Source organism: Sulfitobacter sp. HI0027 (assembly GCF_001634775.1).
Taxonomy (GTDB): Bacteria; Pseudomonadota; Alphaproteobacteria; order Rhodobacterales; family Rhodobacteraceae; genus Sulfitobacter.
Genome location: NZ_LWER01000079.1, coordinates 59,386 through 71,229 on the forward strand (window position 1 = coordinate 59,386; position 11,844 = coordinate 71,229).

An 11,844-nucleotide genomic window follows, 5' to 3' on the forward strand; every position below is an offset into this window, starting at 1 on the left:
CTGGGGTGCCGCGTCAGGCACCGCGAATGCGGCTAAGCATCTCTGACGTGTCCCGGCTGAGGTCGGGGCTGGCGAGAATGCGGTCCAGTTGCGTCTCGATCATCCCTTGCCGCGTCGCGTCATAGCACCGCCATGTCTGGAAGGCCGAACACATCCGCGCCGTGGTCTGCGGGTTCACCGGGTCAAGCTTGATCAGCCAATCCGCCAGCAGCGCGTAGCCCTTGCCGCTTTCATGGTGGAAGCCCGCATGATGCATCGCAAGGCTGCCAAAGACCGCGCGGAAGCGGTTGGGGTTCTTCCAATTGAAATCCGCGTGCTGGGTGAGTTTGCGCGCCACCTCGGCGGCCTCTTCCGGCGCGGCTTGGCTGACTTGCAGCCCGAACCATTTGTCCATCACCAAACGGTCATCGCGCCATTGGACTTCGAAATCCTCCAACGCTTTGTCGCCATGGCCTGCGCGCAGCAATGCGGCCAGCGCGCTGAGTTGCTGGGTCATGTTGTCGGCCTGATCGTACTGCGCCTGCGCGCGCTCTGGCCCCTGCACGCGGGTCAGCAAGGCAAGGGCGGCATTGGTCAGTGCGCGTTTGCCCGATTGCGCGGCATTGGGTTGATAGGGAGCGTCGACCTTATGCCGATCGTAAAGCTCGCTCAGCAGCGGGGCAAAACGCTCGGCCATGGCATCGCGCGTGGCTTCCACCGCTTGATGGATCGCCGCCGGATCCGGGGTCTTGCCCGCGTCATGAAGGGTGCTGGCCAAATCGGCATGGCTGGGCAGGCCCAGCATCAGCGCGCGGTAGGCAGGCTCCAGCGCCTCATCCTCCAGCACCGCCCGCAATGCTGCGAGCCATTCGTCATCCGGCGCGCTGTCTTCGGTGATCGTGGCCAGCAAGGATTGCCGCGCCAAGGTGCGCCCGGCCTCCCACCGGTTGAACGGATCGTTGTCATGGGCAAGCAGCAGCAGGCGCTCTTCTTTCGAGAGGTCTTGATCCAGCACTACCGGAGCGGAGAAGCCCCGCAGCACCGAGGCCACCGGGCGCGCATCCAGCCCGTCGAAGGCAAAGCTTTGCTCCGCTTCGGTCATTTCCAGCACGCGAGAGGGGGCCGCCTCGGCCCCGTCCGCGCCGATCAAACCCACGGTGATGGGCAGAACCTGCGGCTTGGGCTCAGGCGTGGCGGCGCTGGCCGGGGTGTGTTGGGTGAAGGTCAGCGTGAAGATGCCTTTGCCCGCGTCCCATGCCTCTGTCACCGACAGATGCGGCGTGCCCGCCTGCGCATACCAGCGTTTGAACTGGGTAAGGTCACGGCCCGTGGTGTCTTCGAACACCTTTAGCCAATCTTCGATCGTTGCCGCATCGCCGTCGTGACGTTCGAAATAGAGGTCCAGTGCCTTGGCATAGGCGTCATCGCCTACCAATGTCTTGAGCATGCCGATCACCTCGGCGCCTTTCTCATAAACGGTGGCGGTGTAGAAGTTGTTAATTTCCTGAAAGCTTTCGGGCCGTACCGGATGGGCCAGCGGGCCTTGATCTTCGGCGAACTGGCGCCCGCGCAGGTCGATCACATCGCTGATGCGTTTCACCGCTGGGGACCGCATGTCGGAGGTGAACTGGCTGTCACGGTAGACGGTCAGCCCTTCCTTGAGGCAAAGCTGGAACCAATCGCGGCAGGTGATGCGGTTGCCGGTCCAATTGTGGAAATACTCATGGGCGATGATCGCCTCGATCCGCTCGAAATTGTCATCCGTAGAGGTCTCGGGCGAGGCGAGCACGGCGGCGGAGTTGAAAATGTTCAGCCCCTTGTTCTCCATCGCGCCCATGTTGAAGTCATCCACCGCGACGATGTTGAAAATATCGAGGTCATATTCGCGGCCATAGACCTTCTCGTCCCACTTCATCGACGCCTTCAGCGCCTCCATCCCAAAGGCACATTTGCCCTCATCGCCGGGACGGACATAGAGGTTCAGATCGACTTCGCGGCCCGACATGGTGGTGAAGCGATCGGAATGGGCGACCAAATCGCCCGCCACCAGCGCGAAAAGATACGCAGGTTTGGGCCATGGGTCGTGCCATTCGGCGTGGTTCTGCCCCTGCGCCACCGGGTTGCCGTTGGACAGCAAGACAGGATGCGGCCCGTTGATGGTGACGGTAAAGACACTCATCACATCGGGGCGGTCGGGATAATAGGTGATCTTGCGAAAGCCTTCGGCCTCGCATTGGGTGCAATACATGCCACCCGACATATAAAGCCCTTCAAGGGCGGTGTTGCCCTTGGGATCAATCTCAACCTCGGCTTCCCAGATAAATGGGCCGTCTGGCACATCGCAGGTCAAACCCCGCTCCGTCACCTTCGGGGAGACGGGGTTGCCATCAATCTGCGCGGAAATCAGTTTGAGCTGTTCTCCGTGAAGGAAGAATTCCGCCGTCTGCGCCGCAGGGTTTGGGCGAAAAGCGATGCGGCTTTTGACCCGCGTCTTGTGGGGATCAAGCTCAAAGGTCAGTGCCACCTCATCCACAAGGAAGCCGAACGGCTGATAGTCGCTGAGATAGATCGTTTGGGGGGTGGCGTCGCGCATTGGGCCTCCAGTCGGGGGAACGTAATTGGTCTGGGAAAGGTTATGTCTCTAGAAGGCGGCCTGCAAGCCGAGCCGCCCCAACTTCGAGCAATGAGGTGTATCCATGTCCGCCCCCGACAACGATACCGAAACGCAGAAGAAACGTCATAGCCCCGCTTTGATCGATATCAAAACCGCTATCATCGCGGGCGCGCTATTGATGATTGCTGGCATCGTTTACGCGGTGTTGCAGGCCACCGACCCCTCGCCAGAAGGAGAGGTGCAGCCCGTGGACGGCCCGGCGGACGCCGAGCCTGTGATCGCCACCCCAGAACCAACGGTAAAATAACGCCATGCCTCGCCGTCCTTCACGCGCTTGCGCCGCTTTGCCTTTCTGCTAGACATTTCGCAAAGGTATTCAGCGCGGGAGAGGGCAGAGAATGACGGGTAGAATTGACAAAAACGGTTTGCAGGTAGACCCCGAACTGGTTGAGTTCATTGAGGGATCGGCCCTGCCGGGCACCGATGTAGGAGCGGATGTTTTCTGGGCGGGCCTGTCGGACCTCGTGCATGACCTTGGGCCAAAGAACCGCGCGCTGCTCGAAAAACGTGCCGAGCTTCAAGCCCAAATCGACGACTGGCACCGCACCCGCGCGGGTCAGCCGCATGACGCGGAAAGCTATACCGCCTTCCTGCGCGAGATTGGTTACCTCTTGCCCGAAGGGCCAGATTTTCAGATTGAAACGCAGAACGTCGACCCCGAGATTGCGCAGGTGCCCGGGCCGCAGCTTGTGGTGCCAATCACCAATGCTCGTTTCGCGCTCAACGCCGCCAATGCGCGCTGGGGGAGCCTTTATGATGCGTTCTACGGCACCGATGCGCTGGGTGATTTGCCGATGGGCAAGGGGTATGACGCCGACCGTGGTGCGCGGGTGGTGTCGCGGGCAAAAGCTTTCTTGGATGACGCGGTGCCGCTCTCTGCGGGCAGCCACGCAGATTTGGCGGGCTACCGCGTTGTGGACGGGCATCTCGAAGGTGTAATGTCTCAGGACGCGGCCCCCTGCGGCTTGGCCGATCCAGCGCAGTTTGCGGGCTACCGGGGCGCGGCAGAAGCGCCAGATGCGATCCTCTTGCGCAACAACGGGCTGCATATTGAGATCAAGATCGACCCGGACCATGCGATTGGCAAAGACGATCCCGCCAGCGTCGCCGATGTGGTCATCGAATCCGCGCTGTCGACCATCATGGACTGCGAAGACAGCGTCGCAGCGGTGGACGCCGAGGACAAGGTGCTGGCCTATGGCAATTGGCTGGGGCTGATGAAGGGCGATCTTGCAGAAACCTTTGAAAAGGGTGGCCAGACCGTCACCCGCCGCATGGCGGATGATCGCAGCTATACCGCGCCGGATGGCGGTGAAGTGACGCTGAAGGGCCGCTCTTTGATGCTGGTTCGCAATGTCGGTCATCTGATGACCAACCCTGCCGTCCTCGACCGCGCGGGGCATGAGATCGGCGAAGGGCTGATGGATGCCATGATCACCACATTGATCGCGATCCACGACCTTAAGCGCGAAGGCGGCAATTCGGTCACCGGCAGCGTCTATGTGGTGAAACCCAAGATGCATGGACCCGAGGAAGTGGCCTTTGCCGATGAGATTTTCACCCATGTGGAAAAGACGCTCGGCCTGCCGCAATATACCGTGAAGCTGGGCATCATGGACGAAGAGCGCCGCACCAGCGCGAACCTCGCCGAATGTATCCGGGCCGCGAAACATCGTGTGGCCTTTATCAACACCGGTTTTCTTGACCGGACTGGGGATGAGATCCACACCAGCATGGAAGCCGGGCCGATGGTGCCCAAGGGCGAGATGAAGAACAGCGCTTGGATCGCCGCCTATGAAGACCGCAACGTCGACATAGGCCTTGCCTGCGGATTGCAGGGGCGGGCGCAGATCGGCAAGGGCATGTGGGCCATGCCCGACCGCATGGCCGAGATGCTGGAGGCCAAGATCGGCCACCCCCAATCCGGTGCGAATTGCGCATGGGTGCCATCGCCCACGGCGGCCACGCTACATGCCACACATTACCACAAGGTTGACGTGTTGGCGCGGCAAGAAGAGATCAAAGCGGGCGGCGCGCGCGGCACGCTCGACGCGCTGTTGACCATCCCGGTACTGGAAGGCCGCAACCTCAGCACCGAAGAAATCACCCGCGAGATTGAGAACAATGCGCAGGGTATTTTGGGGTATGTCGTCCGCTGGATCGATCAGGGGGTCGGCTGCTCCAAAGTGCCCGACATCAACGACGTGGGCCTGATGGAAGACCGCGCCACCTGCCGCATCTCGGCCCAAGCGCTGGCGAATTGGCTGCATCACGGCGTCATCAGCCGCGAAGAAGCCGAAGCTGCGCTTAAAAAAATGGCAGCCGTGGTGGATCGTCAAAACGAGGGCGATCCCAGCTATCGTCCCATGGCGCCCGGCTTTGACGGGGTGGCCTTTCAGGCCGCTTGCGATCTGGTGCTGAAGGGGCGCGAACAGCCCTCGGGCTATACCGAACCGGTGCTGCACGCGCGGCGCTTGGAGTTGAAGGCGCAGAGCCGAGGTTGAGGCCGCGGTGCGAAGCGCCTATGTTCGGGCCATGGTGAATAAGAGGTAACTCATGGCCCGACCCGTCGTTGGTATTATTGGCAATTCCTACCTGCTGAACGATCAATACCCCGTCCACGCGGGCGGGCAGATGAACACCGAAGCGATTGCCGAGGTGTCGGGCTGCCTGCCGCTGATCGTGCCGGGCGATCCGCGCTTTGTCTCGGTCGAGGAGTTGCTGGAGGTCTGCGATGGCTTCCTGCTGACCGGCGGGCGCCCCAATGTGCATCCCGAAGAATACGGTGAACCCGAAACAGAGGCCCATGGTGCTTTTGACCGCGCCCGCGATGCCGTGGCGCTGGCGCTGGTGCGCGCCTGTGTGGCGCGGGGTCAGCCGTTTCTTGGCCTGTGCCGCGGTTTTCAAGAGGTCAACGTGGCCATGGGGGGCTCACTCTACCCCGAAATACGCGAGCTGCCCGGGCGGATGAATCACCGGATGCCCCCCGACGGCACCATCGAAGAGAAGTTCGAGCTGCGCCACGACGTGAGCTTTACCGAAGGCGGTGTTTTCCATCACGTGATGGGGGCATCGAAGGTGCTGACCAACACGCTGCACGGGCAGGGGATCAAGGAACCCGGCCCGCGCGTGGTGATCGACGGCCACGCGGATGACGGCACGCCTGAGGCGATCTACATCAAGGACGCGCCGGGCTTTACCCTCGCAGTGCAATGGCATCCTGAGTGGAACGCGGCCAGTGACCCGGTCTCGCGCCCTCTGTTCGAACATTTCGGTGCCGCGGTGCGGGCTTGGGCCGCGGATGGTTCGGCGCTGCCGGTGATGACTGCCGCGCAATAGAGCGGGGCGGCGGGCCGCGGGGTTTTCACGGCGCGCGCGGCCCTCACCCTGTGAGCGCGGGTCGCGCATATAGCGGGCGCTGCCGGGTTGAAGGCTCTCTTGTGGGGGTGCCGCGCGGAGCTTCGGGCAAGGATACGACCCCAATCCCCTGTTGAAAACGGGCCATTTTAAATGGGGCCACGATACCGGCTGCCACTGTGATCTGCCGCCAAGAAAGTCAACTGTGCAGGCGGTTCGGGGGCGCGGGTGTCATCATGTGACTGAGCGGCGTCACATCATCGTCCAAGACCGCCTCCTCCGCCGGATGGTCCGCCCTCCGATCCTGCGGCGGGACCTCACGAGAACCGGCGCGGGAATAGGAACTGTAGGGCCAACCCTCTGGTCGCTGACAATATCCTGCATGCACCGGGCTGAGGTGCACCAGATCGCAGTGTCGCTCGAAATCCGCATGATCGCGTATCCGATGCTCCCAAAAACGCCGCTGCCATATCCCTTTCTCCCCCCGTTTGATCTGCTGCAAACTGCGATGCGGGGCTGGGGGGAGGTGTCTGGAAAAGCGCCCCTTCCACATGCCGATGCGGTTGCCGTAGTCATTATCATTCGGGGGCAGGGTCCAAACCGTGTGGATCACATCCGGTAGGACCGCGATGGCATCAATCCGAAACGGCCTGCGCGCCAAAGTCTCACGCATCGCTTGGCGCAGGGCCGTGATATGCCGCAACAGCGCATCATCGCCCCGCTTTGCAAGGCGCAGGGTGAAGAAATAGCTGTTCGGGCCATGGGATGAAATGCGGTCTCTCATGGCCCCATGTTTGGCGCAGCTTGGTTAAACTCCCCTTAACCCTACTACATCTGCCCGCCTGCAATCTCGATCGACTGGCCGTTGACGCTTTCCGAGCCTTCGCCAACCAGCCAAGCCGCTGCCGCAGCCACTTCAGACGGGGCAATCAGGCGTTTGTGGCGGTTGGCGTTGACCATGACATCACGGGCCTTTTCCTCGGACAGCCCGGCGCGTTTGGAGATCGCTTGCGTGTTGCGCGCGATGATCTCGGTATCGACATAGCCGGGGCAGAGGGCGTTGAAGGTAAAGGGCTGGCCCATGTAATCCTCACTGAGCGAGCGGATCAGCCCGATCATCCCGTGTTTCGAGGCCGAGTAGCAGGCCGCCCCCGGCAGCCCGCGCAGCCCCGCCATGGAGGACACCGCGATCACCCGGCCCCAATCGGTCTGGCGCATGGATTTCAGGCTCTCGCGGATGGTGAGAAAGGCGCCATCGAGATTGGTCGCCATCATGTCGCGCCAGAAATCGAGGTCGGTTTTATGCAGCGATCGCCCCTCGGCCACGCCAGCGTTTGCCACGCAGATTTGCACCGGCCCGTTGGCCTCTACCGCGCGGGCGATCGTGTCGATGACCTGCGCCTCGTCGCGGACGTCCATCGCCATGCCGGTGATGCCACTGCCCGACACCGCGTCAAGCACCTCCTGCCGCCGCCCGGTGATGGTGACCCGCGCGCCCTTGGCCGCCAGATCCTGCGCGATGGCGAGCCCGATGCCGGTGCCACCGCCGGTGATGAATGCGTGTTTGTCTTGCAATGTCATAATGCCTCCCCTTTGCGGGCATGGTGGCGCGCTGGCGGCGACAGGACAAGAGGCAGCTTCGGATGACGGGGCGTTATTTGAAGGGCAGCACAGGCGAGTGGCGCAGGGTAGTGGCGGCGCAGACACAATTATCTTGGGCGGGCACAGCCACCCTTGCAACCGCGCGAACATTCCCTCACAGGTTGCAGCAGGTAACCTGATCACAGGGCCTTGTTTTGTATTGGAGCAGTATCATGAATTTTTCGCAAATTTCCTCTTTGGCGCTGGCCGCGTCCTTTGCATTGGGCGCGACAACGGCAGGCGCCGTCGAAGTCACCGGCGGGTCGGTCGGGCTGTCTTATTCGGCCTTCGCCGAAGACACCGATTTTAACCACTGGGGTCTCGAAGGCGCGATGGAACTGGGGTTCAGCCGCGATTTCAGCCTGCAAATCGATGCCGCCTATCATGATTTTGGCTTTACCGATATCGACAGCACGCTGCTGGGTCTGCACGGCATCTATCACCTGAACGACGCGACCTCTTTCGGCGCTTTCTACACCTTTGAAGACGTCGAAGGCGATGAGGCCGATATCTTTGGGATCGAGGCTGGCTATGAAGTCCGCGAATGGGAGTTCGAGGGCTATATCGCCAATGTCGACACCGATCTGGGCGATGCCACGCTTGGCGGGATCAAAGCCCGCTATGAGATGCAGGAGGGCTTTGGCCTGACAGGCTCTTATGACATGGCCGACGATGACACCGGCGATCTGTCCCGGTTCGCAATCCGTCTTGACCGCGACGTATCGGTTAACACCAATCTGTTCCTTGAGGTCGGCTCGGCCAAGGCCGAAGCGGGTGGCGTGAACGTCTCGGAACCCTTCGTCGGCTTGGGCGGCGAGATCGCCTTTGGTGCAGATCGTGGGACCACCTTTGACCAGCGCGGGCTGGCCCGGCTGATCCCCGGTCTCTGATACCCGCGCATTGGGTCAGCAATTTGGTATGGCCTTCGGGCCATGCCATTAGCGCGGTCTAGAACGGCTGTTCTATCTCCGCTCCGAAAACAGCAAACCGTTCTCTCGGTGTCGCAGTGCAGCAATTTTGCTTCGTTTCACGTAGCGGTTTGCTTGTACTATTGCTGCGCGCGCGCTATCGCTCTGACTAACAAAGTTGCGCCAAAGCGGCGTGACGGGCCAGCAAAGGGGGACTCTTGGTTTGAAGATCGGGACACCAAAAGAAATATTTGAGGGCGAGAACCGGGTCGCAATGACGCCGGACAGCGCGCTGCAACTGCAAAAGCTTGGGCATACATGCGTCATCGAAACCGGCGCCGGTGCGGCTGCGGGCTTTGACGATGCCGCATATGAGGGCGCAGGCGTCGAGGTGGTGAACACCGCCGCTGCTCTCTACAAGGCCGCCGATGTGGTTGCCAAGGTGCGCCCGCCGTCTGACGCCGAGGTCAAGCGCCTGCGCGCGGGCCAGACGCTCATTTCCATGTTCAACCCTGCGGGCAACAAAGAGCTGATGGAGGCCGCCGCCGCCAAAGGCGCGACCGTCATGGCGATGGACATGGTGCCGCGCATCAGCCGTGCCCAGAAGATGGACGCGCTGTCCTCCATGGCCAATATCGCGGGCTACCGTGCGGTCATTGAGGCGGGCAACAACTTTGGCCGTTTCTTCACCGGGCAGATCACGGCGGCGGGCAAGGTGCCCCCGGCCAAGGTGCTGGTCGTCGGCGCGGGTGTTGCGGGTCTTGCCGCCATCGGCACATCGACCTCGCTGGGTGCCATCACGCTCGCGTTCGACGTGCGCCCCGAAGTGGCCGAACAGGTCGAATCGATGGGCGCTGAGTTTGTCTATCTCGACTTTGAAGAAGAACAGGCCGATGGGTCGGCTTCGGGCGGTTATGCCTCTGTTTCCTCGCCCGAATTCCGCGAAGCGCAATTGGCCAAGTTCCGCGAATTGGCGCCTGATGTGGACATCGTCATCACCACGGCGCTGATCCCCAACCGCGAAGCACCCGAGCTTTGGACCGAGGACATGGTGCAGGCGATGAAGCCCGGCTCCGTGATCGTCGATCTCGCGGCAGAGAAGGGCGGCAACTGCAAGCTCACCAAGATGGACGAGAAGATCGTCACCGACAACGGTGTCACGATCATCGGTTATACCGATTTCCCCTCGCGCATGGCGACGCAGGCTTCGACACTTTACGCCACCAACATCCGCCACCTGATGACGGATCTGACGCCCGAGAAAGACGGTGTCATCAACCACGATATGGAAGATGACGTGATCCGGGGCGCGACCATCACCCACGAAAAAGAAGTGACCTTCCCACCGCCACCGCCCAAGGTCGCAGCCATCGCGGCCGCGCCGAAGAAGGAAAAGGTTAAAGAAAAGACCCCGGAAGAGAAACGGGCTGACGAATTGGCTGCTTTCAAAGCGCAGACCAAGAACCAAGTCACGCTCTTGGCCGTAGGCGCGGCGCTGCTGCTCGGTGTCGGCCTCGTCGCACCCGCCAGCTTCATGCAGCACTTCATCGTCTTCGTTCTGGCGGTCTTCGTCGGTTTCCAAGTCATCTGGGGCGTGGCGCACAGCCTGCATACGCCGCTGATGGCGGTGACCAACGCGATCTCCTCGATCATCATTTTGGGCGCGCTGATGCAGATCGGCTCTGGCTCGTGGCTGGTGATCCTTCTTGCTGCCCTGTCGGTCTTCATGTGTGGGATCAACATTTTCGGCGGCTTCCTCGTGACACGGCGCATGCTCGCCATGTTCCAGAAATCCTGAAGGAGCGAGCATCATGGAATACGGATTTACGACAGCGGCCTATGTGGTTGCAGCGGTTCTCTTCATCCTTAGCTTGGGCGGTCTGTCAGGTCAGGAAAGCGCGAAACGCGCGGTATGGTACGGTATCGCCGGTATGGCGCTGGCGGTTGTCGCCACGCTGATCGGGCCGGGGGCGGGGTTCTGGCTCCTCTCGCTGATCCTGATCGCCGCCGGTGGCGCGATCGGCTACCAATTGGCCACCCGCGTGCAGATGACGCAGATGCCGGAACTGGTCGCGGCGATGCACAGCCTTGTGGGCCTCGCGGCGGTCTTCGTGGGCTATAACGCCCATATCGAACTGGGCAACGTAATGGCGATGGACGAGGTGGCGCGCGCCTCCACCGAAGGTTTCGCGGCGCTGCTGGCCAAGAAGGACAGTGTCGAGATCGCGATCCTGCGGGTCGAACTGGTGCTCGGCATCTTCATCGGTGCCGTGACCTTTACCGGCTCTGTCATTGCCTATGGCAAACTGGCGGGCCGCGTCAGCTCGGCGGCGACGAAACTGCCGGGCGGTCACATGCTCAACGCCGCTGCGGCAGCACTCTCGCTGCTCTGCCTGATCTGGTACTTCAACACTGGGGGCTTCTTGCCGCTGTTCATCATGACGCTGGCGGCGCTATTTATCGGGTATCACCTGATCATGGGCATCGGTGGTGCTGACATGCCGGTGGTTGTGTCGATGCTCAACAGCTACTCCGGCTGGGCCGCGGCGGCGATTGGCTTCTCGCTTGGCAACGATCTGTTGATCGTGGTCGGTGCTTTGGTCGGTTCTTCCGGTGCGATCCTGAGCTACATCATGTGTAAAGCGATGAACCGTTCGTTCGTCAGCGTGATCTTGGGCGGCTTTGGCGGCACCTCTGGCCCGGCGATGGAAGTCGAGGGCGAGCAGGTGGCGATCGAGGCCGACGGTGTCGCACAGGCGCTCAACGAGGCCGACAGTGTCATCATCATCCCCGGCTACGGCATGGCGGTGGCGCAAGCTCAAGGCGCGGTCAGCGATTTGGTCAAGAAGCTGCGCGCCCGCGGCAAGAACGTCCGTTTCGCCATCCACCCAGTGGCGGGCCGTCTGCCCGGGCACATGAACGTGCTGCTGGCCGAGGCCAAGGTGCCCTATGACATCGTGATGGAGATGGATGAGATCAACGATGATTTCCCCAACACCGACGTGGCGATTGTCATTGGCTCCAACGACATCGTGAACCCTGCGGCGCAGGAAGACCCCAACAGCCCCATCGCTGGCATGCCGGTGCTGGAATGCTGGAAGGCGAAAACCGTCTTCGTCTCCAAGCGCGGGCAGGGTACTGGGTATTCGGGCATCGAGAACCCGCTGTTCTTCAAAGAGAATACGCGGATGTTCTACGGTGATGCGAAAGCCAGCCTCGACAAGCTGCTGCCGCTGATCGACTGATCGTTTTCTTTAAAAGAAAACGACCGGGAATTTTTAAAAA

9 protein-coding genes are annotated in these 11,844 nt (G+C 61.5%); 6 read left to right on the forward strand and 3 right to left on the reverse strand.

The window, feature by feature from the left end; genetic code table 11:
* Positions 1-13: 13 nt before the first annotated feature.
* Positions 14-2,572 carry an aminopeptidase N gene (gene pepN, locus A3722_RS04660; protein WP_067630302.1) on the reverse strand — a complete coding sequence of 853 codons (2,559 nt, stop codon included), beginning with the start codon at positions 2,570-2,572 and terminating at the stop codon, positions 14-16.
* A 103-nt stretch (positions 2,573-2,675) separates the two neighbouring features.
* Between pepN and A3722_RS04665 the strand changes: the two genes are divergently transcribed.
* The 3 genes from A3722_RS04665 (at position 2,676) to A3722_RS04675 (ending at position 5,992) form a co-directional block, all read left to right on the forward strand.
* A complete protein-coding gene (locus A3722_RS04665; RefSeq protein ID WP_067630299.1) occupies positions 2,676-2,900 on the forward strand; it encodes a hypothetical protein in 225 nt (74 codons plus the stop codon).
* A 91-nt stretch (positions 2,901-2,991) separates the two neighbouring features.
* Complete coding sequence (locus tag A3722_RS04670; RefSeq protein WP_067630296.1) at positions 2,992-5,157, forward strand: malate synthase G; 2,166 nt, start codon at positions 2,992-2,994, stop codon at positions 5,155-5,157.
* Positions 5,158-5,209: 52 nt separating this feature from the next.
* A complete protein-coding gene (locus A3722_RS04675; RefSeq protein ID WP_067630293.1) occupies positions 5,210-5,992 on the forward strand; it encodes a gamma-glutamyl-gamma-aminobutyrate hydrolase family protein in 783 nt (260 codons plus the stop codon).
* A 217-nt stretch (positions 5,993-6,209) separates the two neighbouring features.
* On the opposite strand, the gene A3722_RS04680 is transcribed toward A3722_RS04675, so the two are convergent.
* Both A3722_RS04680 and A3722_RS04685 read right to left on the reverse strand, forming a co-directional pair.
* A complete protein-coding gene (locus A3722_RS04680; RefSeq protein WP_067630290.1) occupies positions 6,210-6,794 on the reverse strand; it encodes an REP-associated tyrosine transposase in 585 nt (194 codons plus the stop codon).
* A 44-nt stretch (positions 6,795-6,838) separates the two neighbouring features.
* Complete coding sequence (locus A3722_RS04685; RefSeq protein WP_067630287.1) at positions 6,839-7,591, reverse strand: SDR family NAD(P)-dependent oxidoreductase; 753 nt, start codon at positions 7,589-7,591, stop codon at positions 6,839-6,841.
* A 233-nt stretch (positions 7,592-7,824) separates the two neighbouring features.
* Here A3722_RS04685 and A3722_RS04690 point away from each other — a divergent pair, with 233 nt between their 5' ends.
* The 3 genes from A3722_RS04690 (at position 7,825) to A3722_RS04700 (ending at position 11,804) form a co-directional block, all read left to right on the forward strand.
* Entirely contained in the window at positions 7,825-8,541 is a 717-nt protein-coding gene (locus A3722_RS04690) for a porin (protein WP_067630283.1), read from the forward strand.
* A 241-nt stretch (positions 8,542-8,782) separates the two neighbouring features.
* Positions 8,783-10,357, forward strand: a complete 1,575-nt coding sequence (locus A3722_RS04695; protein WP_067630280.1) for a Re/Si-specific NAD(P)(+) transhydrogenase subunit alpha — start codon at positions 8,783-8,785, stop codon at positions 10,355-10,357.
* 13 nt (positions 10,358-10,370) lie between these two features.
* Positions 10,371-11,804, forward strand: a complete 1,434-nt coding sequence (locus A3722_RS04700; RefSeq protein WP_067630277.1) for an NAD(P)(+) transhydrogenase (Re/Si-specific) subunit beta — start codon at positions 10,371-10,373, stop codon at positions 11,802-11,804.
* Positions 11,805-11,844: the final 40 nt, after the last annotated feature.